The organism is Amycolatopsis sp. NPDC004625 (assembly GCF_040609695.1).
Taxonomy (GTDB): Bacteria; Actinomycetota; Actinomycetes; order Mycobacteriales; family Pseudonocardiaceae; genus Amycolatopsis.
On the sequence record NZ_JBEXKX010000031.1, the window covers coordinates 61607 to 85567 of the forward strand.

At 71.5% G+C, this 23961-nt stretch carries 24 protein-coding genes and 1 tRNA gene; 7 read left to right on the forward strand and 18 right to left on the reverse strand.

The window, feature by feature from the left end:
* Positions 1-11: 11 nt before the first annotated feature.
* Positions 12-1364, reverse strand: coding sequence for a dicarboxylate/amino acid:cation symporter (locus ABZW17_RS30495; protein WP_354821854.1), 1353 nt, complete (start codon positions 1362-1364; stop codon positions 12-14).
* A gap of 100 nt (positions 1365-1464) precedes the next feature.
* The gene (locus ABZW17_RS30500) at positions 1465-2094 is read right to left on the reverse strand and encodes a nucleoside triphosphate pyrophosphatase (RefSeq protein WP_354821857.1); all 630 of its coding nucleotides are present in this window, start codon (positions 2092-2094) and stop codon (positions 1465-1467) included.
* A gap of 118 nt (positions 2095-2212) precedes the next feature.
* Between ABZW17_RS30500 and ABZW17_RS30505 the strand changes: the two genes are divergently transcribed.
* Positions 2213-4051: a glycoside hydrolase family 3 N-terminal domain-containing protein gene (locus ABZW17_RS30505; protein WP_354821860.1), complete on the forward strand. Its 1839-nt coding sequence runs from the start codon at positions 2213-2215 to the stop codon at positions 4049-4051.
* A gap of 73 nt (positions 4052-4124) precedes the next feature.
* On the opposite strand, the gene ABZW17_RS30510 is transcribed toward ABZW17_RS30505, so the two are convergent.
* From ABZW17_RS30510 to ABZW17_RS30545, 8 genes are all read right to left on the reverse strand, one after another.
* Entirely contained in the window at positions 4125-5738 is a 1614-nt protein-coding gene (locus tag ABZW17_RS30510) for a DHA2 family efflux MFS transporter permease subunit (RefSeq protein WP_354821863.1), read from the reverse strand.
* Positions 5719-6345: a PadR family transcriptional regulator gene (locus tag ABZW17_RS30515; protein WP_354821866.1), complete on the reverse strand. Its 627-nt coding sequence runs from the start codon at positions 6343-6345 to the stop codon at positions 5719-5721. Before ABZW17_RS30515 ends, ABZW17_RS30510 begins: the two co-directional genes overlap by 20 nt.
* A 138-nt stretch (positions 6346-6483) precedes the next feature.
* A complete protein-coding gene (locus ABZW17_RS30520; protein WP_354821869.1) occupies positions 6484-8055 on the reverse strand; it encodes a TROVE domain-containing protein in 1572 nt (523 codons plus the stop codon).
* A gap of 103 nt (positions 8056-8158) precedes the next feature.
* Positions 8159-8227 (reverse strand) — tRNA-OTHER (locus ABZW17_RS30525).
* A 135-nt stretch (positions 8228-8362) separates the two neighbouring features.
* The gene (locus ABZW17_RS30530; RefSeq protein WP_354821872.1) at positions 8363-9007 is read right to left on the reverse strand and encodes a response regulator transcription factor; all 645 of its coding nucleotides are present in this window, start codon (positions 9005-9007) and stop codon (positions 8363-8365) included.
* Complete coding sequence (locus tag ABZW17_RS30535) at positions 8995-10218, reverse strand: sensor domain-containing protein (RefSeq protein WP_354821875.1); 1224 nt, start codon at positions 10216-10218, stop codon at positions 8995-8997. Before ABZW17_RS30535 ends, ABZW17_RS30530 begins: the two co-directional genes overlap by 13 nt.
* Before the next feature lie 4 nt (positions 10219-10222).
* Positions 10223-12694 carry an ABC transporter permease gene (locus ABZW17_RS30540; RefSeq protein ID WP_354821878.1) on the reverse strand — a complete coding sequence of 824 codons (2472 nt, stop codon included), beginning with the start codon at positions 12692-12694 and terminating at the stop codon, positions 10223-10225.
* A complete protein-coding gene (locus ABZW17_RS30545) occupies positions 12688-13440 on the reverse strand; it encodes an ABC transporter ATP-binding protein (RefSeq protein WP_354821881.1) in 753 nt (250 codons plus the stop codon). Before ABZW17_RS30545 ends, ABZW17_RS30540 begins: the two co-directional genes overlap by 7 nt.
* A gap of 145 nt (positions 13441-13585) precedes the next feature.
* Here ABZW17_RS30545 and ABZW17_RS30550 point away from each other — a divergent pair, with 145 nt between their 5' ends.
* Positions 13586-14476 carry an LLM class flavin-dependent oxidoreductase gene (locus ABZW17_RS30550; protein ID WP_354821884.1) on the forward strand — a complete coding sequence of 297 codons (891 nt, stop codon included), beginning with the start codon at positions 13586-13588 and terminating at the stop codon, positions 14474-14476.
* Between the two features lie 4 nt (positions 14477-14480).
* Positions 14481-14939 (forward strand): MarR family transcriptional regulator, encoded by a 459-nt coding sequence (locus tag ABZW17_RS30555; RefSeq protein WP_354821887.1) that lies wholly within the window; start codon positions 14481-14483, stop codon positions 14937-14939.
* Here ABZW17_RS30555 and ABZW17_RS30560 read toward each other — a convergent pair.
* The 6 genes from ABZW17_RS30560 to ABZW17_RS30585 are packed head-to-tail and all read right to left on the reverse strand — an operon-like array spanning position 14930 to position 19873.
* The gene (locus ABZW17_RS30560) at positions 14930-15148 is read right to left on the reverse strand and encodes an acyl-CoA carboxylase subunit epsilon (protein ID WP_354821890.1); all 219 of its coding nucleotides are present in this window, start codon (positions 15146-15148) and stop codon (positions 14930-14932) included. The genes ABZW17_RS30555 and ABZW17_RS30560 overlap by 10 nt on opposite strands.
* Positions 15145-16782 carry an acyl-CoA carboxylase subunit beta gene (locus ABZW17_RS30565; protein ID WP_354821893.1) on the reverse strand — a complete coding sequence of 546 codons (1638 nt, stop codon included), beginning with the start codon at positions 16780-16782 and terminating at the stop codon, positions 15145-15147. The genes ABZW17_RS30560 and ABZW17_RS30565 overlap by 4 nt, the downstream gene beginning before the upstream one ends.
* Positions 16783-16796: 14 nt before the next feature.
* Complete coding sequence (locus ABZW17_RS30570) at positions 16797-17477, reverse strand: response regulator transcription factor (protein ID WP_354821896.1); 681 nt, start codon at positions 17475-17477, stop codon at positions 16797-16799.
* The gene (locus ABZW17_RS30575) at positions 17474-18577 is read right to left on the reverse strand and encodes a sensor histidine kinase (protein ID WP_354821899.1); all 1104 of its coding nucleotides are present in this window, start codon (positions 18575-18577) and stop codon (positions 17474-17476) included. The genes ABZW17_RS30570 and ABZW17_RS30575 overlap by 4 nt, the downstream gene beginning before the upstream one ends.
* Before the next feature lie 34 nt (positions 18578-18611).
* Positions 18612-19400: an SRPBCC family protein gene (locus ABZW17_RS30580; protein ID WP_354821902.1), complete on the reverse strand. Its 789-nt coding sequence runs from the start codon at positions 19398-19400 to the stop codon at positions 18612-18614.
* A gap of 56 nt (positions 19401-19456) precedes the next feature.
* A complete protein-coding gene (locus tag ABZW17_RS30585; RefSeq protein WP_354821905.1) occupies positions 19457-19873 on the reverse strand; it encodes a MarR family transcriptional regulator in 417 nt (138 codons plus the stop codon).
* A 79-nt stretch (positions 19874-19952) separates the two neighbouring features.
* On the opposite strand from ABZW17_RS30585, the gene ABZW17_RS30590 reads away from it, so the two are divergent.
* Positions 19953-20516, forward strand: coding sequence for an NAD(P)H-dependent oxidoreductase (locus ABZW17_RS30590; RefSeq protein ID WP_354821908.1), 564 nt, complete (start codon positions 19953-19955; stop codon positions 20514-20516).
* Between the two features lie 261 nt (positions 20517-20777).
* Complete coding sequence (locus tag ABZW17_RS30595; protein ID WP_354821911.1) at positions 20778-21125, forward strand: hypothetical protein; 348 nt, start codon at positions 20778-20780, stop codon at positions 21123-21125.
* On the opposite strand, the gene ABZW17_RS30600 is transcribed toward ABZW17_RS30595, so the two are convergent.
* On the reverse strand, positions 21091-21456 hold the full coding sequence (locus ABZW17_RS30600) for a helix-turn-helix domain-containing protein (protein WP_354821914.1): 366 nt from the start codon (positions 21454-21456) through the stop codon (positions 21091-21093). The two genes, ABZW17_RS30595 and ABZW17_RS30600, sit on opposite strands and share 35 nt — an antisense overlap.
* A gap of 82 nt (positions 21457-21538) precedes the next feature.
* On the opposite strand from ABZW17_RS30600, the gene ABZW17_RS30605 reads away from it, so the two are divergent.
* Positions 21539-22390, forward strand: coding sequence for an NAD(P)-binding domain-containing protein (locus ABZW17_RS30605; RefSeq protein WP_354821917.1), 852 nt, complete (start codon positions 21539-21541; stop codon positions 22388-22390).
* Entirely contained in the window at positions 22387-23136 is a 750-nt protein-coding gene (locus ABZW17_RS30610; protein ID WP_354821920.1) for an SDR family oxidoreductase, read from the forward strand. Before ABZW17_RS30605 ends, ABZW17_RS30610 begins: the two co-directional genes overlap by 4 nt.
* On the opposite strand, the gene ABZW17_RS30615 is transcribed toward ABZW17_RS30610, so the two are convergent.
* Positions 23120-23890: an NAD(P)H-dependent oxidoreductase gene (locus ABZW17_RS30615; protein ID WP_354821923.1), complete on the reverse strand. Its 771-nt coding sequence runs from the start codon at positions 23888-23890 to the stop codon at positions 23120-23122. The genes ABZW17_RS30610 and ABZW17_RS30615 overlap by 17 nt on opposite strands.
* Between the last annotated feature and the right edge of the window lie 71 nt (positions 23891-23961).

Genomic DNA, 23961 nt, shown 5'->3' on the forward strand with positions numbered 1-23961 from the left:
GGGCTGGTGGATCAGGCGGGGGCGGGCTCGGTGTGGCGGGCCGCCGTGCCGTCGTCGCTGTGCGCGGGCCGGTCGGTCGGGGCGTCGAGGACCTCGTCGTCGAGGAGGCCTTCGCTGCGCGCCACGATCGTCGGGACCACGATCTGGCCGGCCACGTTCGTCGCCGTCCGCATCATGTCCATGATCGGGTTGACCGAGTAGATCAGCGCCAGGCCCAGCGCCACCTGCTTGGCGTCGAGGCCGATGAACGACGTCGTCAGCGTGAACGCCGTCAGCCAGCCGGTGGTCCCGGCCGTCGCCAGTGCGCCGACCACGGCGACCACGACGATGCCCACGTACTGCCAGAAGTTCAGCGACACCCCGGCCAGGTTGGCGACGAAGATCGCCGCGATCGCCGGGAACACCGCCGCGCAGCCGTCCATTTTGGTCGCGCTGCCGAGCGGGGTCGCGAAGGCCGCGTACGCCGGCTGGACGCCGAGGTTGACCGCGGACTGGCGGGTCAGCGGCAGCGTCGCGGCCGAGGACTGCGAGGCGAACGCGAACTGGATCGCCGTGCCCGCCTTGGAGAAGAACTTCAGCGGGCTGACCTTCGCCACGAACTGCAGCAGGATCGGGTAGACGACGAACAGCACGAGCAGGCAGCCGACGTACACCGCGAGCGTGGTGGAGAACAGCGGCCGGAACAGCGCGTCGCCGTAGTTGGACACCGCCGCGCCGATCAGGCCGATGATGCCGATCGGGGCGAGCCGGACGATCCAGCCGAGGTAGCGCTGGATGATCTCGAACACGCTCGTCGTGAAGTCCACGAACGGTTTCGCCTTGTCGCCCAGGCTGTACGCGGCGGCGCCGATGACCAGCGCGAGGAACAGCACCTGCAGCGTCTCGCCGTCGGAGAACGCTTTCAGGAAGTTCTCCGGCAGCAGCCCGTTGACGAACGCGTCCCACGAACCCCAGTGGTCGACGCTGGCGGCTGCTTTGTCTGCGTTCTTGGCCGTGGCTTCGACGCCGCCGAGGCCGCCGGCGCCCGGGTTGAAGATCCGGCCGACCGCGATGCCGATCAGCGACGCGACGAACGACGTGATCGCGAACCACAGTACCGTCTTGCCGCCGAGGCGAGCGGCGGTCCGGCCGCCGCCGAGCTTCCGGAGGCTGTTGATGCCGACCACGATCGCCGTGAAGACCAGCGGGATCACCGCGATCTGCAGCAGCGTGGTGAAGATGGTGCCGATCTGGTCGAGGAGATCGGTCAGCCAGCCGGCCTCGGTCTGCCGCGCGACGACGCCCAGGAGGGCGCCGACGACGAGCGAGCCGAGAACCGCGGCCGCGAACACCCGCGGCTTGGTGTATGTCCGTACAAAAGACACGGGGCGACTCCGGTGCTCGAAAGTTTCCACTCTTGCCAGGTGAAGAGAACGTCAGGCAAGGAAGGACTCTTCCGGATCACCCGATGGTGTGGTGTCCTTCTCAGGATGCGGGAGGCTGCCAGAGATCCACGACACTCACGCCGACCTCGCCCAGCAGCCGGCGCGTGAGCGGCAGGCTGATGCCGATCACGCTCGTGTGGCCGCCGTCGAGCCCGTCGACGAACCAGCCGCCCCGGCCGTCGATCGTGAAGCCGCCGGCCACGTTGAGCGGCTCGCCGCTGGCGACGTAGGCGTCGATCTCGTGCGCGCTCGGCGTGCCGAACCGGACGGTGGTCGCTTCCCAGCCGGACGCCTCCTTCGCGCGCGCTCCGCCGTCGAGCCGGACGACCGTGTGGCCGGTGAGGAGTTCACCGGATGCCCCCGCCATCGCGGCCCAGCGGGTGCGGGCGACCTCCGGCGAACCGGGCTTCCCGACCATCTGGCCGTGGATCGAAAGCATCGAATCGCAGGCGACGACGACGGCGTCCGGGTGCGCCGCGGCGACCTGGTCGATGACCGCTTCGGCCTTGGCCGTGGCGAGGGCGGTGACCAGCTCGGACGGCGACGGATCGGTGAGGGCCGCGGCCACGGCGTCCTCGTCGACGCCGGAGACGAACACAGCCGGATCGAGCCCGGCGGAGCGCAGCAGGGCGAGGCGGGCGGGGGACTGGGAGGCGAGGACGAACTGCACGTCTGAAACTTACTTGACCAGGCGGTCGTGACCGAATTGTGACCGGCGTCACGCTCGGCGAGAGCTAATTTGTTTTGGCTCGCAACTTATGGATCGACGGACCGTCACGGAGGGAACCATGCCGCTCCTCCGCACCACGAGATCATTGCGAACCACCGCGCTGGCCTGCCTCCTCGTCGCGGGCACGGCCCTCGTCCCGATGGCGTCCGCCGCCGCGCCGCCGCGCTACAAGAACCCGCAGGTGTCGGTGGCCGACCGCGTCACGGACCTGATGGCGCGGATGACGCTCGACGACAAGGTCGGGCAGATGACCGAAGGCGAGCGCGGCGCCGCGACACCCGCGCAGGCCACCGCCGCCCGGCTCGGGTCCATCCTCTCCGGCGGCGGTTCGACGCCGTCGCCGAACACCCCGGCGGCCTGGGCGGACATGATCGACGCCTACCAGCGGGCGGCGACGTCGACCGGCCTCGGCATCCCGATCGTCTACGGCTCGGACACCGTGCACGGCCACAACAACGTCGCCGGCGCCACGATCTTCCCGCACAACATCGGCCTGGGGGCCGCGAACGACCCGGCGCTGGTCCGGCAGATCGGCGCGATCACCGCGCGGGAGTCCGCCGCCACCGGCGTCAAGTGGGGCTTTGCGCCCTGCCTCTGCGTCGCCCGCGACGACCGCTGGGGCCGCACGTACGAGTCCTTCGGCGAAGTCCCGGCCAACGCCGTCGCGAACTCCGTGGTCATCGAGGGCCTGCAAGGCTCCTCGCTCGGCAACACGACGTCGATCATGGCCACGGCCAAGCACTTCATCGGCGACGGCGGCACCACCGGCGGCGTCGACCAGGGCAACACCCAGATCAGCCTGGACGAGCTGCGGAAGATCCACCTGCCGCCGTTCCAGGCCGCGGTCGCGCACGGCGTCGGCTCGGTGATGATCAGCTTCAACAGCTGGAACGGCGTCAAGGACCACGGCAACAAAACCCTGATCACCGACCTGCTCAAGGGCGAGCTGGGCTTCACCGGCTACGTGGTGTCCGACTGGAACGGCATCGACCAGATCGACGGCCGGTCCGGGTTCACCGCGGCCGAGGTCAGCCAGGCCGTCAACGCCGGGATCGACATGGTCATGGTCCCCAACGACTACCTGAAGTTCATCAGCACGCTGAAGGCCGAGGTCGGCAACGGGCACGTCCCGATGTCCCGCATCGACGACGCCAACCGGCGGATCCTCACGAAGAAGTTCGAGCTGGGCCTGTTCGACCACCCGCTCACCGATCGCTCGCTGCAGCAGGACTTCGGCAGCGCGGCGCACCACGCGGTGGCGCGGCAGGCGGCGCGCGAGTCGCAGGTGCTGCTGAAGAACGACGGCGTGCTGCCGCTGGCCAAGCAGGACAACAAGATCTTCGTGGCCGGGAAGAACGCGAACGACCTGGGCAACCAGTCCGGCGGCTGGACGCTGACCTGGCAGGGCCAGAGCGGCACGCGGGTCATCCCCGGCACGACGATCCTCGACGGCATCAAGGCCGGTGCCGGGAAAGGCACGGTGATCGGCTATGACCGTGCGGGTAACGGAATCGACGCCAGTTACAAGGTCGCTGTCGCCGTGGTGGGCGAGACGCCGTACGCCGAAGGCCAGGGAGACCGGCCGGGCGGCCTCGGCCTCGACAGCGAAGACCTCAACCTCATCGCCAAGCTGAAGGCCTCGGGCGTCCCACTGGTCGTGGTGACCGTCTCCGGGCGGCCGCTGGACATCGCGGCGCAGCTGCCGTCCTTCCGGGGCCTGGTCGCGGCCTGGCTGCCGGGCTCGGAAGGCGCCGGCGTCGCCGATGTCCTCTACGGCGACTACAACCCGACCGGGAAGCTGAGCTTCACCTGGCCGAACAGCTCGTCCCAGGAACCGATCAACACCGGTGACGGCAAGCAGGGCCTGTTCCCGTACGGGTTCGGCTTGTCCTACTAGACCACCGCTCCCGCGGTCCGTGCAGGCCCCCGGTTCCGGTACCCGACACCGGAACCGGGGGCCTGACCGGGTTTCAGGCCGCGGCCGCTTCGGGCGCCGGCGCCGGCGTTTCCCAGCGCGGCTTGACCCGCTGCAGCACCGCCGCCGAAAGCACCCCGAGCAGCAGCACGCCCATCGGCAGCAGCATCGTCACGCGGGCGGCGTCGGTCAGTCCACTGTGGACCGCCTCGGAGGCCAGCTTCCCGGCCTGCGCGGCGATCTCCGCGGGCAGCCCCGGCATCGGCGACGGACCGCCGGCCGAGCCGAACTCGCCGGTGCTCGCCGCCGCGTGCGCGATCCCCTCGGCGAACGGCGCCCGGTACTGCTCCGGCAGCTGCGCCGCCGCCTTCGTGGCCTCGTCCGCGATGGACGCGCTGATCCGGGCCTGCAGCAGCACGCCGATCGCCGCGCTGCCGAGCACGCCGCCGACCTGGCGCGCGGTGTTGAAGATGCCGGACGCGGTCCCGGCCAGCCGCGGCTCGACCGAACCCATCGTCAGGTTGCTCATCGGCGAAAAGATGCAGCCGATGCCCAGCCCGCACACCAGCAGCGCCGGGACGAACGTCCACGCGTTGCTGTCCGGCCGCGCCTGCAGCGCGATGATCCCCAGCCCGGCCGCGAGCGCCGCCAGGCCGAACATCACCAGGTACTTGCCGTTGACCTTGTCCGACGCGCGCCCGACGAACGGCGCGATGATCCCGGACAGCAGCGACATCGGCGCGGTGAGCAGGCCGCCCATGGTCGGGGTCAGCCCGAGCACCGACTGGATGTAGATGACCAGCGGCAGGAACATGCCGGTCATCGCGAAGCCGACGGTGGCCGCGGTGAGCGTCCCGGCCGAGAAGTTCCGGTTCGAGAACACCTGCAGCGGCAGCAGCGGCTCGCGCTTGTTGAACCGCTGCCACACCAGGAACGCGACCATCAGCACGACACCGGCGCCGATGATCTCGAACACCGTGATGCCGCCCCAGACCGTGCCCCAGTCGTACTGCTGGCCGTTCTGGACGCCGAACACGATGCACAGCAGCGCCGCGCTCGAAAGCACGATTCCGAGCAGGTCGAACGAGTGCGCGTGCTTCGGCTGCCAGTCCGGCACCAGCATCACCGTGAGCACGACGGCGATCACGCCGATCGGCACGTTGACGTAGAAGATCCACTCCCAGCCGAGGTGGTCGACCAGCACGCCGCCGAGCAGCGGGCCGGCGATCGTCGCCAGCCCGGCGACACCGCCCCACATGCCCATCGCCGGGCCGCGTTTGGCCGGCGGGAACAGGTGCGTGATGAACGCCAGCGTCTGCGGCGTCATCAGCGCGGCGCCGAGGCCCTGCACGGCCCGCGCGGCGATCAGCATTTCGACGTTGCCGGACAGGCCGCACCACAGCGACGCGCCGGTGAAGACGACGAGCCCGGCGAGGAACACCCGCTTCGGGCCGAAGCGGTCACCGAGCCGGCTGGTGAACAGCATCGGCACGGCGTAGGTGAGCAGGTAGACGCTGATCACCCAGACGACCGAGTTCAGTCCGGCGTTCAGCTTGTTCAGCATGGTCGGGATCGCGATCGACACGATCGTCGTGTCGAGCAGGATCATGAAGAAGCCGAGGCACAGCGCGCCCAGCGCGGCCCACGGATTAGCTTGTCTTGCGTTCATCGTCGTCTTCCCTGGTGATGAGCGTGAGCTTGGGTTGTTCCTTGTCGTGGAACGGGATCCGCCCGGACCGCAGGTCGTCGTGGAGCCGCTCGGTCCACTGGAGCTCGAACTTCCGGTGGTCGCACTGGTAGCGCCAGTCCAGCCAGTAGATCGGCGGCGTCTCGTCCTCGGCCAGCCGCTGCAGCACGGCGTCGTCCCCGGCCACCGCGGCGCGCAGCCGGGTGATCCGGTGCTCGAGTTCGATCAACGAGGTTTCGCGCCCCAGTTCGTCGATCACCCCGAGCCCGGACAGGTAGGCGGGGAACTCGGTGGCGAGGTCCCCGAGCAGTTCGCGGCCGCGCTGGGTGAACTCGTCCAGCCCGGTCTGGGTCATGCCGTAGACGGTCCGTTCGGGCCGCCGTCCGTCACGCTGCGTGTCGACGACCTCGATCAGTCCGTCACGGCACAGGCGCTCGACCGTGTGGTAGAGCGAGCCCGCCTTGACGTTGACCCGCATGTGGACGTACCGCTCGCGCATGAGCTGGGCCATCTCGTACGGGTGCATCGGCCCCTCGTGGAGCAGCTCGAGCACGGCGATGCCGAGCGGTGTGAGCTTGGGCGAGGCCATGACGTGATCCCTCCGGGTCGGTTATTCCACGTGGACTATACGGCCCGGGGTAGTGCTGGTCCACGGTCATTCCTGTGACGGTCCGTACACAGCGTGCAGGCCCCCATGATCTCCTCACGGGGGCCTGCACGGCGTCTCTCAGAACGGCCAGTCGGCGCTCTTGCCGCGTTCGAGCAGCGGGATCATCCGGAAGGCCTGGTCGCTCAGGCCGCCGAACGCGTGCCGGTGCGCACCGCCCGAAGGCGCGTGCCCGGCCTGGTACCCGGCGAGGTTCCAGGTGTACAGCGGCACGTGCGCGGGCAGCGCCTGCCCGACGTCGCCGTACCCGGCCTGTTCGTCGGTGAGGATGACGACGCGGTCGTGCTTCGCGAAGTGCTTCTTCACCGCGCCGGCCGTGTCGGTGCCGCCGCCGAGGAAGAACCCGTCGGACTTCCAGCGCTCGACGTCGCTCAGCAGCGAACCGCCCGGCCGCAGCTTGAACGCCCTGGTGGCCCGGCCGCCCCCGAAGCCGCCCGAGAACGACACGACGTCGGCCGTCGCGCAGCGCCGGCCGAGCGCCAGGCCGAACACCGCGGCGGCGTCCCAGCGCATCAGGCTGCCGTCCCGGCTGAAGCGGTCGTTCATCGACGCCGAGGTGTCGACGAGGACCAGCGTCCGCCCGGCCAGCCACGGCACGTTCGCCAGCGCGTGCGCGATCGCCTGCTCCAGCGCCCACGCCCACCGCAGCGACGGCGCGGCGCGGTAGGCCGCGAGGAACCGCATCGGCAGCTGCCGAGACTTCGCGACCTGCGCCGGGTCGGCCAGCCGCTGGGCGACCCGCTGGGCGACCGCGTCCGAGACGCCGGCCTCGTCGAAGTTGCGGAGGTTCCGCAGCCGGGCCATGTAGCCCATCGACGGGATCAGCGCCTCCCAGACACGCGCGTCCAGGGGCCCCTGCAGCCAGCCGGCGACCGACTCCCACGTCATTCCCGCGGCGCGCAGCACGTCCGCCGCGTCCGGGCGGTCGAACAGCTTCCGGCGGTCGGCGACGTCCCAGCTCATCAGCTCCGCGCGGGCGCGGAGGGTCCCGAGGGAGTCCGGGATCGCGTTGCCGCGGTCGTGGCGCTCGTCGAGGATGTGCCGGAACAGCTCGCCCCCACCGGCCGGGTGGGTCAGCTCGAGGACGTCGGCGAAGCGGAACGCGCGCGCGGCGGAGTCCCACTTGACGAAGGACCGCTCGTCGTAGAGCCGCGCGGCCGCGTCGGCGACGCCGCGCTTGACCGGCTTCGGCACGGCCCGGCCGTGCACGGAAGTCCAGTACGCGAGCAGCTCCCCGGGCTCGTCGGCCCGCTGCAGGACGCCGTCGACGACCTGACGGCTCAGCCCGTCGAGCCCGGCGTCCCTGCGCGCCTTGGCGAACTCGGCCGCGCCGACGAGCGACGCCGTGCGCAGGTTCGCGTCGGTCCGCAGCCAGCGCAGGAACCGGGCGGTCCACGCCGGATCGTCCAGTGTGGACTGACGGACGAGCTCGGCGTAGCGCGTGTCGCGCGTGTTCGCGGACTCGTAGAAGGTGTGCTCGCCGACCAGGTTGGTCACGGCGAGCAGGAAGAGCGCGGACTTCGGGTCGCGCAGGTAGCCGGCGCCGCCCTCGTGGGTGACGGTGGACGGCGTGGCCTCGCCGCGGACCGGAGAGGTCGCGGCGGGTGCTCGTGCGGTGTTGAACTTGCTCATTTCTCCCCCTTTTGCGGAGGGAGCCACGGCCACAGCGATGCCCGAGATCGAAGTCGGTGAAGGTACATAGCTGCTCTAGGCCACTGAGCTACCGGACCGGGTGTGGTCCGGGAGGGATTCGAACCCCCGACCTGCCCATTAGGAGTGGAAGTAACCCTCGCCTGCGCACCGGGCATCGGTGTGGCCGTGGCTCCCGAGATCTTCGTTGCCCGCGGGGTTTTCGTTCGGAGCGAGAAGTAACCGCGGGCTTCGCACCGGGAGTGCGGTGAACCCAAGGTAGCAAGTGATCGACGGCGGCTCGACCGAATTAACCGTTGAGGTAGGCCAGCACCGCCCGCACCCGCCGGTGGGTGTCGTCCGACGGGGGCAGGTCCAGCTTGTTCAGGATGTTGCCGATGTGCTTCTCCACCGACGGAGATGCCAGGACCAGCTCTGCGCAGATCGCCGAGTTCGAAAACCCCTGGGCCACCAACCCCAGCACCTCGCGCTCTCGTGGCGTCAAAGCGTTGATCCCGTGGTCGGTGTTGTTGCGGGCGAACAGCTGCCGGACGACTTCCGGGTCCATGGCCGTGCCGCCCGCGGCCACGCGCTCCAAGGCGTCCAGGAACTCGTCCAACGCCGTGACGCGGTCCTTGAGCAGGTAGCCCACCGCGCCGTTGCCGTCCGCGATCAGCTCGGCCGCGTACGCCCGCTCCACGTACTGCGACAGGATCAGGATCGGCGTCTTCGGCTCACGCGCGCGGATCGCCAGTGCCGCGCGCAGGCCCTCGTCGCGGAAGCCCGGCGGCATCCGGACGTCCACAATGGACAGGTCCGGCCGGTGCGCGGCCACCGCCGCCTCCAGCTCCGGGGCCGTCGACACGGCCGCGACGACCGTGTGGCCGGTGTCGGTGAGCATGCGCACCAGCCCGTCCCGCAGCAGCAGGAGGTCTTCGGCGATCACGATGCGCATGGCAGCTCCGCGAGGATTCTGGTCGGGCCCCCGGCGGGGCTGGTGACGGACAGGGTGCCGTCCAGGGCTTCGACGCGCCGGCGTAGACCGTCCAAACCGGACCCCGCGCCGTCGGCGCCGCCGCGGCCGTCGTCGTGGACTTCGAGCGACAGCACGTCGGGCGTGCGCGCGAGGGTGATCGCGCACGTGCGGGCCTCGGCGTGCTTGACGACGTTCGCCAGCGCCTCGGCCGTGACGAAGTACGCCGCCGACTCGACGGCCGCCGGGAGTTCGCCCAGGTCGGCGGCCTGTACCTCGACCGGAAGGGGAGCGTCGCCGGCCAGGGCAGCCAGCGCCTCGACGAGCCCGCGGTCGGTCAGGATCGGCGGGTGGATGCCGCGGACCAGGCGCCGCAGCTCGGCCAGTGCGTCGTCGAGCTGCCGCCGGGCCGTCCGGACGTCGTCGCGCGCCGGCTCTCCCGTCGTGCGCATCTTGCGGTCCGCCAAGGCCAGCGTCATGCCCGCGGCGACGATCCGGGCCTGGGCGCCGTCGTGCAGGTCGCGTTCGATCCGCTGCAGCTCGGCCGCCTGGGCGTCGACGACCCGGCGGCGGGTGACGGCGAGTTCGCGGGCGCGCCGGGCCAGCCGCTGCCGCGGTCCGGGTTCCAGCAGGGCCGCCGCCGCCCGCGCCTGCAGCCGGGCCGCCGTCGTCACGACCCACCAGGCCACCGGCGCCAGCACCAGGCCCAGCGCGGTGAGGACGAACCGGCCGCCGGTGGTGTTGAACAGCCAGTCCACCAGCGGCGGCAGGTACGGGTTCGGCACCGCCCACAGCCACAGCGGCGCGACGACCGCGGCGACGTCGACCACCCCCGCGACCACCCCGGCGAACCCGGCGACCGCCACCGGCACCAGGAGCAGCAGCCACGCGAGGTCGCGCCAGGTCGCCGGATCCCGGACGAGCAGGCGGCCGCGGGTCCACGGGTTGCGGCCGGACGCCGGTTCGTACGGTGTTTCCACCGGGCGCCGCAGCACCAGCGCCGCCCGCCACCGCTCCAGGCGGGCGATCCGGCGGGTCACCCAGGTGGCGGCGAGGAACGCCGGCGGCGCCAGCCAGGTGAACGACAGCAGCCCGCTGACCAGCGTGGTGACCAGGGCCCACACGAAGGTGACGGGCCCCAGCACCAGGCTGGTCAGCAGGTGGGCGAGCGCGAGGCCCGCACGGCGGAGCACGCGATCAACCTAGCGGGAGCGCGCGGCGCTTGATCACGAAACGAGCCGGAACGGCCCCGGCGACGATCCCGAGCAGACCCACCCCGCCCAGCAGCGTCAGGTACCGCAGCGGGCCGGCGAACAGCCGCCACTGCCCGTCCTGCGCGACGCTGAACGTGCCGACCACGGCCCCGGTGATCACGCAGCCGAGGACGAGGGCGACGGCCACGGTGATCAGCGTTTCGCGGCCGAGCATCCGGTGCAGCTGCCGGGCGGTCGCCCCGGCCAGGCGCAGGTCGGCGAACTCGCGGCGGCGGGCGCCGGTGGCGATGGCGAAGGTGTTGACCACGGCGATCGCGGTGAACCCGAGCGAGATGACGACCATCAGCTCCCAGGCGGCCTGCTGGTTCTGCACGTCGGCGGTGCCCGCGCGGGGGTCGGCGGTGCTGGTCGCGGCGAGCGTCGGCCACGGCTTCAGGTCCGGGGTGCCGCGCAGGTACAGCGCGCCGACGAGCCCGCGCGGGTCGTGCGCGGCGACGGTGTCCGCGGCCAGGACGAGGTCGCCGAAACCGCGCCAGTTCGCGTAGACCGCGGTCACGGTCAGCTCGGTCTTCGTGCCGTCGGCCAGCCAGAACACCGGCCGGTCGCCGACGTGCCAGCCGCGCGCTTCGGCCAGCGGACGGCTGACGGCGACCGTGCCGTCCCGCGGGTCCAGCCGGCCGTCGGTGACGCCGAGGTCGAGCGCCTGCTCGCCGGACGTCCGCAGCCCCTGGGCCGCGTAGTCCTCCGGCTTGCCGCCCTCGTCGACGACGACGCGGGTGCCGAGCGTGGCCGCCGAGCCGGTCACGCCGGGCTGGGCGGCGACCTGGGCCGCGGTCGCCAGCGGCAGGCCCGGGCCGTTGGTCGCGGCGACGCGGACGGTCGCCGACGACGTCCGCGCGGCCTGCTGGTCCGCCGTCACCTCGGTGAGGATGTCGCCGTTCAGCAGCATCGTGGCGTTGATCGCGAACATCAGCGTCAGCGGGATGGCGACGCTGACGACCCGCCGGGACTCGGCGCGGGTCATCGCGCCGGCCACCCGGCCGAGCACGCCGGTCAGCGCGGCCAGGCGGGACAGCACGCCGGTCAGCGCGCCGACGACGATCGGGCCGAGCGCGGCGGCCGCGCACAGCAGCAGCGAGCAGGAAACGAACCCCATGCCCATGCCGAACGGGCCGCCCAGCGGCACCAGGCTCAGCACGGCGACCGCGCCCAGGACGAGGACGGTGGCGACGAGCACCCGGGGCACCCAGCCGACGCGGCCGGCGGTGACGGTCTCGCGCAGCGCCTGCGTCGGCGCGATCCGCACGGCCCGGCGGGCGGCGAGCGCGGTGGCGAACACCGTCACCAGCAGGCCGAGCGCGACCGCGGCGACGAGCACGAAAGCGTTGTACGCCACGGTGAACTGCGGCGGCACCGCACCCAGCTCCCGGAACCGGCGGGCGACCAGTTCCGCGACGACGATCCCGGACGGCACCGCGGGCAGCGCCGCGACGAGCGTCACGAGCGTGATCTCCAGGCGCAGCATCCGGCGCAGCTGGCGCGGGGTCGCGCCGGCCGTACGCAGCAGCGCCAGTTCCCGCAGCCGCTGCCGGACCGCGAGCGACACCGTGCCGGTGAGCACGAACACCGCGGCGAACCCGGTGATGCCGAGAACGAACCCGAAGACGGAGATCGCGCCGATGTAGTCGGGGACCGCGCCGGGCAGGTCGGCGGTCACCTTGTCCGGTCCCGTGTGGACGGTCGCGGTCGTGCCGAGCCGCGGGCCCAGCGCGGCGATCCCGGCCGCCGACGCCCGGACCGCGACGGCGGTGGGGCCGGTCAGTCCGGACAGCTCGGCGACCTGCGCGTCGGCGACGAACACCGCGGCCTGCCCCGGGACGTTCCCGGTGACGACCCCGGCCACCCGCAGCTCGCGCGTCCCGGTCCGGCCGGTCAGCCGCACGGTGTCGCCGGCGTGGACGCCGAACTCCTGCTGCAGCACGACTTCGCCCGGCTTCGGCGCGGTACCGTCCCGCAGCGGGTACGGCGTCAGCGCGGCGGACACCCAGCCATGGGCGACGGTCGCTGCGTCGGGAGCTCGCAGTGGTTTCCCGGCGATGTCCAGCGAAACGGCGAAGGCGTAGTCGGCGACGGCCTCGGTCACGCCGGGCGTCCCGGCGACCACGCCGGCGACCTCGGGCGGCAGCGGCTGCGCGCCGGAGAGCCGCTCGTCCTTCGTCTTGACCTTGACCTTGTCGCCCTTGTCCGTCGCCGTGGTCAGCGTGATCGACCGCTCACCGGCCACCACCGCGTCGACGGCGCCGAACCGGTCCGCGCCCGGCCCGGCGGAGAGCACGGACCAGAGGAGCAGGCCGCTGCCCGCGATCAGGGCGATCGCGAGGAACGCCGTGAGGAAGGTGCCGGTGAACGAGCCGAGGCGGTGCCGCACGCTCGCGGCGGCCAGTTTCGTCAGCATCGCGTGAGCTCCATCATCCGGTCGGACACCTGCTGGGCCGACGGTGCGAACAGTTCGCCCGCGAGCCGGCCGTCGGCGAGGAAAACGACGCGGTCGGCCCACGCGGCCGCCGCCGGGTCGTGCGTCACCATCACGAACGTCGCGCCGACCTCGTCGACGAACCGGCGCAGCAGCGCGAGCACCTCACGGCCGGTGCCGAGGTCCAGTGCGCCGGTCGGCTCGTCGCCGAAGATGACCGCGGGCCGCCCGGCGAGGGCGCGGGCCAGCGCGACGCGCTGCTGCTGACCGCCGGAGAGCTGACCCGGGCGGGCCTTCTCGCGCCCGGTGAGGCCGACGCGCTCGACCAGCTCGCGGGCCCACTTCCGGTCCGGCCGCTGCCCGGCCAGCTGCTGCGGCAGCAGGATGTTGTCCCACACCGAAAGCGCGTCGACGAGGTTGAACGACTGGAACACGAACCCGACGTGCGCCCGCCGCACGGCGGTCAGCTTCGGCTCGCGCAGCGTGGCGATGTCCTGGCCGGCCAGGACGACCCGGCCCGAGGTGGGCCGGTCGAGGCCCGCCGCGCAGTGCAGCAGCGTCGACTTCCCGGACCCCGACGGGCCCATGACGGCGGTGAACGTGCCCGGCCCGAACCCGGCGCTCACGCCGTCGAGGGCCCGCACGCCGCCCGGGTGCACCTTGGTGACGCCGGTCAGCTCGACCACGTCCCGCGGCGGAGCCTGCTTCGAATCCTGGAGGAGAACCATGGGAGAAATCCTGCTTGACCTGGGCCTTCGAGCCCACCGGGCAGGCAGTGATCTCCGGGGTATGGCTGACCCTACCCCCATTAAAGAAGTTCGTACTAGGAACTACTTGTGCTATGTTCGTAGTGCGAACTAACTGGGAGGAATCATGACGCACTTCGGCATCGGCGTGTCCACCGCGGCCGCCGCCGTCCCGGGCACCCTTCGGCTCGCCGTTCAGGCCGACCGGGGCGGCCTGGACCTGATCACCGTCTCCGACCACCCGTACCACGCCGACCGGCTCGACGCCTACGCCGAGCTGGGCGTCCTCCTGGGCCGGACCGAGCGGATCTCCGGCCTGGTCAGCGTCACGAACCTGCCCACGCGGCCCGCGTCGATGCTGGCCAGGACCGTCACCTCCCTGTCCGCGCTCACCGGCGGCCGGATCGTGCTCGGGATGGGCGTCGGCGGGCTCTGGGACGACATCGCGCGGCTCGGCTTCACCAAGCTGACGCCGGGGCAGGCCGTCCGGGCCTTCGAAGAGGGGATCCGGCTCGTCAAGCTGCTCGGCGGGGGCGGTGCGCCGGTCACCTTCGAAGGCGAGTTTTACCAGGTCACCGACCTGGAACCGGCGCCGGAGGCGATGCCGCCGGTGTGGACGGGGTCCGTCGGGCCGAAGTCCCTCGCCGTCACCGGGCGGGTGGCCGACGGGTGGCTGCCCGGGCACGCCGCCGACTGGCTCAGCGAGCGGTACCGCACCTCGCGTCCGGTGATCGACAAGGCCGCCGTCGACGCCGGGCGCGATCCGGCCGACATCGCCACCGTCTACAACTTCCCCGGGCGCATCACCGCGGAGCCGCTCGCCCGGACCCGCGCCGACGACGGCCGCTGGATCGGCGGGTCGCCGGGCCAGTGGATCGAGGAACTCACCGGGGCCGTGCTGGAGCACAACGCCGCCGGGTTCGTGCTCTTCGGGCCCGGCGGCAGCACGCCCGACGCCGTCGCGGTCTCGCGGTGGGCCGAAGAGATCGTGCCCGCCGTGCGGGAGGCCGTAGGCTGACCGGATGGGGAAGAGCGGGGCGGACCTCGGTGTGGTGGCCGGGCTCGTGCGGGCGTCGTTCCTGGTGAACGCCGTCTACGCCGAGTCCGCCCGCGAGTACGGGCTGACCGTGCAGCAGGGGCAGCTGCTGTGCGTGCTGATGGGCCGGCCCTACGGCATGGGCGACCTCGGCGCGACGCTCGGCCTCGAAAAATCGAGCCTCACCGGCCTGGTCGACCGCGCGGTCCGGCGCGGGCTCGTCCGCCGCGAGCCCGACCCGGACGACCGTCGCGCCGTGCACGTCCTGCTGACCGAGGAAGGCGGCGAACTCGCCGAGGACTTCTACGCGGCGACGTGCCGCCGGGTCGACGAGCTCGCCGCGCGCCTGAGCCCGCCGGAGCGCGACCGGCTCGGGGCCCTGCTCGGCACGATCGTGCACGAGAACCAGGCCCCGACGGTCTTCCTCGACGCCCTTCAGCCCTGAGGCAAACCCGAAGCGCGCCAAGCGTCTTCGCCGGGGTGAAGCGGCTTGTGCAGCGCAGTGGCGTGATCGCCCCACCACGACGTACGCGCCTTCGCCTTGTCCGGCGCCTTCGCGGCCGAAGCCGCGGCGACGACCGCCGTCAGCGCCGCCAGCTCGGCGTCGCTCGGGTTTCCTCGGACCACCCTCAGCAGGGGACGCGGCTCGCTCACAGCGGGATGTTCCCGTGCTTCTTGGGCGGCAGCGATTCCCGCTTGTTGCGCAGCAGCGAGAGCGCCCGTGCGACGTGCCCGCGGGTGTGCGCCGGCACGATCACCGAGTCGATGTACCCGCGCTCGGCCGCCGCGTACGGGTTGAGGAGCGTGTCCTCGTACTCCTGGATCAGGTCGGCCCGCAGCGCGTCGACGTCCTGACCTTCGGCCGCCGCCTTCGCCAGGGTCTTGCGGTGGACGATGTTCGCCGCGCCCTGCGCGCCCATCACCGCGACCTGCGCGGTCGGCCACGCCAGGTTGAGGTCCGCGCCGAGGTGCTTCGAGCCCATGACGTCGTACGCACCGCCGTAGGCCTTGCGCGTGATCACCGTCACCAGCGGGACGGTCGCTTCCGCGTAGGCGTAGATCAGCTTCGCGCCGCGGCGGATGATGCCGTTCCATTCCTGGTCGGTGCCCGGCAGGAAGCCGGGGACGTCGACGAAGGTGAGCACCGGGATGTTGAACGCGTCGCAGGTGCGGACGAACCGCGCGGCCTTCTCGGACGCGTCGATGTCGAGGCAGCCGGCGAACTGCGTCGGCTGGTTGGCCACCACGCCGACGCTGTGCCCGTCGACCCGGCCGAAGCCGACGATGATGTTCGGCGCGAACAGCTCGTGGACCTCGAGGAAGTCGCCGTCGTCGACGACCCGGGTGATGACCTCGTGCATGTCGTACGGGGTGTTCGGCGAGTCCGGGATGATCGTGTCGAGCTCGCGGTCGGCGTCGGTGACGTCCTCGAAGAACCCGGCCGGGGCGTCCGAGGCGTCGAACACCGGCGCGTCCGACAGGTTGTTCTGCGGCAGGTAGGAGAGCAGTTCCTTGACGTAGGCGATGGCGTCCTCGTCGTCGGAACCCAGGTAGTGCGCGACCCCGGACTTCGTGTTGTGGGTGCGGCCGCCGCCGAGCTCCTCGAAGGTGACGTCCTCGCCGGTGACCGTCTTGACGACGTCCGGGCCGGTGATGAACATCTGCGAGGTCTCGTCGACCATCACGACGAAGTCGGTCAGCGCGGGGGAGTAGACGTGCCCGCCCGCGTTCGCGCCCATGATCAGCGAGATCTGCGGGATGACGCCGGAGGCCTTGACGTTGCGGTTGAAGATCTCGCCGTAGAGGCCGAGCGAGACGACGCCCTCCTGGATGCGCGCGCCGCCGCCCTCGTTGATGCCGATGATCGGCCGGCCGGTCTTGATGGCCAGGTCCATCACCTTGACGATCTTCTCGCCGTAGACCTCGCCGAGGCTGCCGCCGAAGACGGTCACGTCCTGGCTGAACACGCAGACCGGGCGGCCGTCGACGGTGCCGTAGCCGGTCACGACGCCGTCGCCGTAGGGGCGGTTCTTCTCCTGGCCGAAGTTGGTCGAGCGGTGTCTGGCCAGCTCGTCGAGCTCGACGAAGGAGTTCTCGTCGAGGAGGAGCTCGATGCGTTCGCGGGCGGTTTTCTTGCCCTTGGCGTGCTGCTTCTCCACCGCTCGGGCCGAGCCGGCGTGCACCGCCTCGTCGTAGCGGCGGTACAGGTCGGCGAGTTTGCCGGCCGTGGTGTGAATGTCCGGTTCGTCCTCGGGCGGCGTCCCGAGCGGCTCCGTCGCACTGCTCATTCCCGGGAGCTTAACTACTTGTCGGTCACTTCGCGTGTGGCGTAGGCAACGTTGGGGGCGGGCCGGATCAGTCCCGACTCGTACGCCGCGATCACCAGCTGGGCTCGGTCCCTGGCCGCCAGCTTGTGCAACAGGCGGCCGATGTGGGTCTTCACCGTCGCGATGCCGACGTGGAGCCTCGTCGCTATCTCGTCGTTCGACAGGCCTCGGGCGATCAGGGCCAGGACCTCCTGTTCTCTCGCCGTCACCCCGTCCAGCCTGGTCGCCGGGCCCGACGGGAGCCGCGTGAACTCGGCCACCAGGCGTCTCGTCACCGATGGGGCCAGGAGCGCGTCGCCTTGGGCCACTACCTCTATCGCGGTCAGGAGGTCCGGTGGTCTCGTGTCCTTCAGGAGGAAGCCGCTCGCTCCCGCTCTCAACGCCGCGTACACGTACTCGTCCAGGTCGAACGTGGTCAGCATCAGGACCTTGACCGCCGTCTCCGCGCAGATCCGGCGGGTTGCCTCGATGCCGTCCATCTCCGGCATGCGGACGTCCATCAGGACCACGTCGGGGTGCTCCCTGCGGGTCAGGGCCACCGCCTCGACTCCGTCGGATGCTTCACCCACCACCTCCAGGCCCGGGGCGCTGTCCACCAGGACCCGGAAGCTTCCGCGCAGCAGTGCCTGGTCGTCCGCGATCAGGACGCGCGTCATCCGCGGGTCACCGTTTCGTACGGCAGGCGGGCGTACACGCGGAAGCCGGTTTCGGCTGGTTCCGCCGAGAATTCGCCGTCGTACACCGCTACCCGCTCGCGCATCCCGATCAGGCCGTGGCCCGGCTTCGCCTGGCCGCCACGGCCGTTGTCGCTCACCTCGATTCTCACTTCGCCCTCTGCGCCCTCGATGTGGATCCGGCATTCCGTTGCGTTCGCGTGCTTCACGACGTTGGTCAGGGCTTCCTGGGCTATGCGGTAGACCGACTGGCCGACGCCGCCCGGGAGCTCGGTCAGGTTGTCGATGACCAGGTCCACCTCCGGGCCCGCCTGCTGTGCTCGCTCGGCCAACGCCCTCAGGTCGTCCAGCGTCGGGGCCGGGGTCAAGGCCGGGACGCCGGTTCCGTCGCGCAGCACGCCCAGCATGCGTCGCAGCTCGGCCAGCGTTTCGCGGCTCGTGTCTTCGATGACGCGCAGGGCGTCTCGGGCCTGGTCCGGTTGCTCGAGGGCCACGTGGTTGCCGACCGCTGCCTTCACCGCGATCAGGCTCATGCTGTGCGCCACCACGTCGTGCATCTCGCGCGCTATGCGCAGGCGCTCGGCCGAAACCGCTTGCTGGGCGTGGTTTTCGCGCTCGATCGCCGCGTGCTCGCGGCGGCCGTGGACCGCGATTCCGAGCGCGAAGCCGACGATGAGCGCCGATGCTCCGAAGTTCACCGTGGTCGCCGTGCTCGGGTTGGGGACGGCCACACCGATCAGGCCGATGCCGAGCAGGCCGGCCGCGAAGCCCACCCGGGAGGCGCGGCTGCCGCGTTGGACCACGAACGTGTACAGCGCGCAGCCCGCCGACACCACCGCGATGGCCAGCACCGGGCCGCCGATCGGGACCGCCGCCGCCGTCGTCAGCAGGGACAGGATGTACGCCGGGCGGGGTGACCAGCGGCGGAGCACGATCGGGATGACGCTGACCACCAGGATCGTCCAGCCCAGCCAGGCCGGCAGCCACAAGGGCAAGGACCACGCGCCGGCCGCCAGGTTGCCGCCGGCGCCCAGGGTCAGGGCCAGGACGGCCAGTACGTCCAGGGCGACGCGGATGCGCATGCTCCGAACGTAATGCGGATTTTCCGCCCGCGCGTCAGCCCTTGGTCGGATGCCCCGCGTAGTGCTTCTTCACCGCTTCGACGCGGTCGGGTGGCCAGGACGGCAGGTCGACGCCGTGGGTGGCGGCGAACAGCCTGTCGAGCTGTTCGTGCCGGTGGGCCAGTTGCGCCGGGACGTCGTCGGCCGCCGTTTCGGTGAACTCGACGCGGGTGCCTTCGCGCGGGTCCGCGACCAGGTGCCAGCCGGGCTCGTCGGGGAGCAGCGGGCGGAGCTCGTCCACCGGCTTCCAGCCGAGGTCGCGGCGGAAGCGGATCGTGCCGTCGGGCCGGAGTTCGCCGTCGTCGAGGCCGAACTGCTCCACATAGGACGCCATCCGGCCGTGCCACTCCCGCGGCTGTTCGAAGGGGTGGCCGGCGAGCCTCGCGTCGAGGGCGTCGAGGCAGACGTCCCAGCCCGCCGCGGTGCGGGCCGCGGCCAGCTTCGCGATCGCCGGGTCGCCGCGGCCGAACGTGTGCGTGAACTCCAGGAGGCTGCCGTCGCCGTCCGGGGAAACCAGCCAGCGGAGGGTGTCGTCGTTCCAGACGAACGTGAACTCGCGGGGCGGGTCGGCCGTGACGACGTGGCCGGTCGTCGTGCTGTCCTCGCCGGGGAAGCTGAACCGGATCGCGCCGCCGTCGCGCAGCTCGACGTCGACCTGCGCCGGGAACCAGTGCGCGAGCTCGGCCGGGTCGGTGATCGCCCGCCACACCTTTTCGGGCGCGTGCTTCAGCCGGCGTTCCAGCCGGAGCGCGGGGCGTTCTTCGGCGGTGCGCAGCTCGGCCACGGCGTCCTCCTTCGGGGTTGCCTGTGCCGGTATATAACCACCGAGGAATATTAAGGTCAAGCGCCGCGGACGGCGGTGACCGCGGTGGCGAGCTCGGGATCGCCCGCAGCCTTGTCGAGGGCGGTCCGCAGGACCGTCGTGTACGTCGGTTCCGTTTCGGCGTACCGCTTGCGGCCGGCGTCGGTGATCACCGAGTAGACGCCGCGCCGGTCGTCTTCGCACAGGTCGCGAACGGTCAGGCCGGCCTCTTCGAGGCGGGCGCACATCCGGCTGACCGAACTCTGGTTGAGGCCGATCGCCTCGGCGAGCTCCTGCATCCGCAGGCCGCCCCGCGGGCCCGTGGCCAGCTTGCCGAGCGCGCGGTACTCGGACAGCCCGAGCCCGTGGCGCCGCTGCAGCGCCTTGGCGAGTTCCTGCTCGATCCGGGCGTGCAGCACGAGCACGCGGCCCCAGGCCTGAGCGTCGACGGTCATCTTCCGGCCTCCTCTTGACGTCAGGATAGTCCAGGGACAGTATTTATATGTACATGCAAATAACTGGAGGGGTTCGGACATGAGCGACCGCAGCTTCCTGTTCCTGGTCGGCGCCGCGCGGGCCGGCGGCAACACCGAGATGCTGGCCCGGCGCGCGGCGAAGGAGCTGCCCACCGACGTCGAACAGCGCTGGATCCGGCTGCCGGAGGTGCCCCTGCCACCGTTCGAGGACCGCCGCCACGGCGCCGGTTCGCACCCCGAGCCGGGCGAGAACGAGCAGCTCCTGATGGACGCGACGTTCGCCGCGACCGACCTCGTGATCGTGTCGCCGGTGTACTGGTACACGGTGTCGGCGAGCGTGAAGCAGTACCTGGACTACTGGTCGGGCTGGCTGCGCCTGCCGGTGGAGTTCAAGCCGCGGATGCGCGGGAAGGCGCTGTGGGGTGTGAGCGTGCTGAGCGAGACCCCGCGCGAGGCCCAGCCCCTGATCGGCACGCTGGAGCTGTGCGCCGAGTACCTCGGGATGCGCTGGGGCGGCGTGCTGCTCGGCAACGGCAGCCGTCCCGGGGACGTGTTGCTGGACACCGAAGCGATGACGGCCGCGCAGACGTTCTTCACCGGCGCGGAACTGGTTACGGCGTAAGGACGTCCTTCGCGATCAGGCGCAGGCCGGCGCCCGAGGGGGCGTGGTCCGGGTCGACCAGCCACTGGAGCATCACGCCCGAGAGCAGGCCTGGTGCACCGTGCCGGCGGCCCGGGCCGTGCGGGCGTAGCCCTTCTCGTGCAGACAACACTTCGCGGCGGCCAGCAGTGCTTCCTTGGCTCCGCCGGCACGGCTTCACGCCGACGGTCGTCGAGCGTGCTCCCGAACTGCGCGACGGCGGCTACGCGGTCGACTTCCGCGGTGCGTCGCTGCCGGTCCTCGACCGGATGGGCCTGCTGGGCGTCGTCGAAGCGGCGGCCACGCGGATGGGCGATCGTCGGCGCGTACGTGCTCGCGGGCGCCGGCGGCGACCATGCGACGGCGTTCGGCGCCTACACCCGCGAGATGCGCGGCTTCGTCGACGCCTGCCAGAAACTGGCCGAGGGCAACGGGAAGTGGTTCGTCCCGCCGACCCGCGCGTGGCTGAAGTTCCGCAACCTCGACTACCGGCTGCTGCCGTACCTGCCGTGGCGCAGGCTGATCGAGGACCTGCCGCTGAAGGCGGGCAACGCGATCACGCTGAAGCCGTATGCGGTGGTGCCGGCGTGACACCGCGGCGCTTCGCGATCCCGGCCATGTTCTCTTCGCCCCAGTCGCCCAGCGGCAGCAACGCGGTGTTCAGCCGCTGACCCAGATCCGTCAGCGAGTACTCGACCTTCGGCGGGATCTCGTGGAACACCTCGCGGTGCACGACCTCGTCCGCCTCCAGCTCCCGCAGGGCCTGGATCAGCACCTTCTCGCTGATGCCGGCCACCTTCCGCTTCAGCTCGCCGAACCGCAGCGGCTCGGCGTGCAGCGCCCAGAGGATCAGGGCCTTCCACCGGCCGCCGATGACGTCGACGGCCGCGTCCAAGCCGCAGCGGTACGTTCGAGGCTGCATCCAGGATCCTTACGTTTCGGTGGGTACCTGACTTTTTAGTCGGTACTTGTCCAGTGTAAAGCGCGTCAGCAGCATGGAACCCATGGGAGAAAGCAGGAAACACGTGAGCGTGCTCGGCCTGGGGCGGATGGGCGCCGCCCTCGCCGGGGCGCTCCTGGGGGCGGGACACGACGTCTCGGTGTGGAACCGGTCGCCGCTCAAGGCCGGGACGCTGGTCGACCGCGGCGCGCGGCTCGCGGCCACGCCCGGGGAAGCGGCCGCGGCGGACGTCGTTGTCAGTTGTCTGTCCACTTACGACATTCAGCGGCCCGTGCTGGAAGCGGCGTCGCCGAAGGTGCTCGTCAACCTCACGTCCGGGACGCCCGAGCAGGCCCGTGAAACCGCGAAGTGGGCGGCGTCGGCGGGGATCGCGTACGTGGACGGCGTGATCATGGCCGTCCCGCAGGGGATCGGGACACCGGAGGCGCGGATCCTCTACAGCGGCTCGGAACCGGTGTTCGCGGCGCAGCGCGGCGTGCTGGAAGTCCTGGGCGAGCCGGTGTTCCTCGGCGAGGACGCCGGGCTGGCGGCGCTGTACGACCTGGCGCTGCTCGGCATGATGTGGTCGTCGATGGGCGGCTACCTGCACGCGCTCGCGCTGGTCGGCACCGAAGGCGTCACGCCGGAGCAGTTCGCGCCGATGGCGCTGGGCTGGCACGCGGCCGTCGGCGGATTCCTGGCCGGGATCGGCGCCCAGGTCGCGAGCGGGGACTACGAAACCGACGTGTCCGCCTTGGACATCAACGCCGCCGGGCTCGCTCTGCTGGTGGAGACGAGCCGCGCACAGGGGATCGGCACGACGGTGCCCGCCGCCCTGGAGGAACTGTTCGCCCGCGCGGTCGCGGCGGGCCACGGCTCGCACGCGATCGCCAGTGTCATCGAGGAGATCCGGTGAAGTACCTGGGCAAGAAGGCCGTCGTCACGGGCGGCACGCACGGCATGGGCCTGGCGGTGGTGCGCGCCCTGCTCGACGGCGGCGCGGAGGTGCTGCTGACCGGCCGGGACGTCTCGCCGCTGGACGGGACGTTGCCGGGCAAGGCACACCTGCTGTCGTCCGACGCGGCCCGCCTGGCCGACGTCGACGAGCTGGGCAAGGTGGCCGCGGACATCCTCGGCGAGCTGGACCTGGTGTTCGTCAACGTCGGGTTTTCGACGCTGACGCCGTACGAAAACGCGACGCCCGAGCTGTACGACCGCACGTTCGACGTCAACACGAAGGGCGCGTACTTCACGGCCCGGCGGCTGGCGCCGCTGGTTCGCGCCGGTGGTTCGTTCGTGTTCACGACGTCGGTCGCGGCCGGGGCCGGGATCGCCGGGATGGGCCTGTACTCGGCGGCGAAGGCGGCGGTGCGGTCGTTCGCCCGCACGTACGCGGCCGAGCTGGCGCCGCGCGGGATCCGGGTCAACGTGGTCAGCCCCGGCTACACCGACACGCCGACGATGGGCGTCACCGGCGTGCCGGAGTCCGTGCTGGCGGAGTTCAAGGCGATCGGCGACGAGATCACGCCGCTGAAGCGCCACGCCACGCCGGAGGAAGTCGCCGCGGCGGTGCTGTTCCTGGCCTTCGAGGCGACGTTCACCACCGGCGCCGACCTCCCTGTGGACGGCGGTCTCGGCCAGCGCCTCACCCTGCCCGCGTGAGGTGCACGCCCAGGCCGGTGGCGCCGGGCGCGCGATCGGGACGCAGGACCAGGTCGTCGTCGTAGTCGCCGCCGTTCTGCGTGCGGAACGGGATCGGGCCGGTGGTTCCGAGCGTGCGCAGCCGATCGCGAAGGTGCTCGCGTGCTTCGGCGAACTGCGCGTCCGGCACGCGGTCGGCGCCGTAAACCGCGACGGGCGGCAGCACCGACATCCCGGCGTAGAAGAGCGTCCCGTGCTGCAGGGGGAACAGGACCTCGTCGAGTGACCCGTTCACCCCGCGCGGCCCCATGGCCGGTTCGCGGGCACCCGCGGCGAGCACCACCATCGCGCGCTTGCCCTCGAGCCGGCCTTCGCCGTAGCGCAGGGTCCGGCCGTCCCCGGCGCGGACGCCGTAGCCGAACCCCTTGACGAAGACGCGGTCGAACCAGCCCTTGAGGATGGCCGGCAGGCCGTACCACCACAGCGGGAACTGCACGACGACCGCGTCCGCCCAGTCGAGTTTCTCCTGCTCGGCGACGATGTCCGCGCTCAGTTCGCCGCGGGCGTGCGCCCGGGCCGACGCCGCCCCGACGACCAGCCGCCCGTCCCCGCCCCCGAAGTCGGCGGCGTCGACCACCGGGTTCCACTTCATCGCGTACAGGTCCGACTCCCGGACGTCGTGACCGAGCCCGCGCAGCGTGCAGAGGCCGTCGTCGCGGAGGGCCCCGCTCAGCGAGCGCGGCTCGGGATGCGCGAAAACCCACAAGACGTTCATGACCTTGATGATCACGCGGTCGCCCGGCGCGATCGAGTGGCCCGATGGTCAACCTGTGCAAGAATCGAGCC

Coding starts and splice junctions, on each gene's coding strand:
- ABZW17_RS30570 (WP_354821896.1), bottom strand. CDS start 17,477: ATGACGCGCGTCCTGATCGCGGACGACCAGGCACTGCTGCGCGGAAGC.
- ABZW17_RS30605 (WP_354821917.1), top strand. CDS start 21,539: ATGGGAGAAAGCAGGAAACACGTGAGCGTGCTCGGCCTGGGGCGGATG.
- ABZW17_RS30575 (WP_354821899.1), bottom strand. CDS start 18,577: ATGCGCATCCGCGTCGCCCTGGACGTACTGGCCGTCCTGGCCCTGACC.
- ABZW17_RS30590 (WP_354821908.1), top strand. CDS start 19,953: ATGAGCGACCGCAGCTTCCTGTTCCTGGTCGGCGCCGCGCGGGCCGGC.
- ABZW17_RS30545 (WP_354821881.1), bottom strand. CDS start 13,440: ATGGTTCTCCTCCAGGATTCGAAGCAGGCTCCGCCGCGGGACGTGGTC.
- ABZW17_RS30550 (WP_354821884.1), top strand. CDS start 13,586: ATGACGCACTTCGGCATCGGCGTGTCCACCGCGGCCGCCGCCGTCCCG.
- ABZW17_RS30520 (WP_354821869.1), bottom strand. CDS start 8,055: ATGAGCAAGTTCAACACCGCACGAGCACCCGCCGCGACCTCTCCGGTC.
- ABZW17_RS30565 (WP_354821893.1), bottom strand. CDS start 16,782: ATGAGCAGTGCGACGGAGCCGCTCGGGACGCCGCCCGAGGACGAACCG.
- ABZW17_RS30515 (WP_354821866.1), bottom strand. CDS start 6,345: ATGGCCTCGCCCAAGCTCACACCGCTCGGCATCGCCGTGCTCGAGCTG.
- ABZW17_RS30555 (WP_354821887.1), top strand. CDS start 14,481: ATGGGGAAGAGCGGGGCGGACCTCGGTGTGGTGGCCGGGCTCGTGCGG.
- ABZW17_RS30600 (WP_354821914.1), bottom strand. CDS start 21,456: ATGCAGCCTCGAACGTACCGCTGCGGCTTGGACGCGGCCGTCGACGTC.
- ABZW17_RS30510 (WP_354821863.1), bottom strand. CDS start 5,738: ATGAACGCAAGACAAGCTAATCCGTGGGCCGCGCTGGGCGCGCTGTGC.
- ABZW17_RS30615 (WP_354821923.1), bottom strand. CDS start 23,890: ATGAACGTCTTGTGGGTTTTCGCGCATCCCGAGCCGCGCTCGCTGAGC.
- ABZW17_RS30530 (WP_354821872.1), bottom strand. CDS start 9,007: ATGCGCATCGTGATCGCCGAAGACCTCCTGCTGCTGCGGGACGGGCTG.
- ABZW17_RS30540 (WP_354821878.1), bottom strand. CDS start 12,694: ATGCTGACGAAACTGGCCGCCGCGAGCGTGCGGCACCGCCTCGGCTCG.
- ABZW17_RS30585 (WP_354821905.1), bottom strand. CDS start 19,873: ATGACCGTCGACGCTCAGGCCTGGGGCCGCGTGCTCGTGCTGCACGCC.
- ABZW17_RS30505 (WP_354821860.1), top strand. CDS start 2,213: ATGCCGCTCCTCCGCACCACGAGATCATTGCGAACCACCGCGCTGGCC.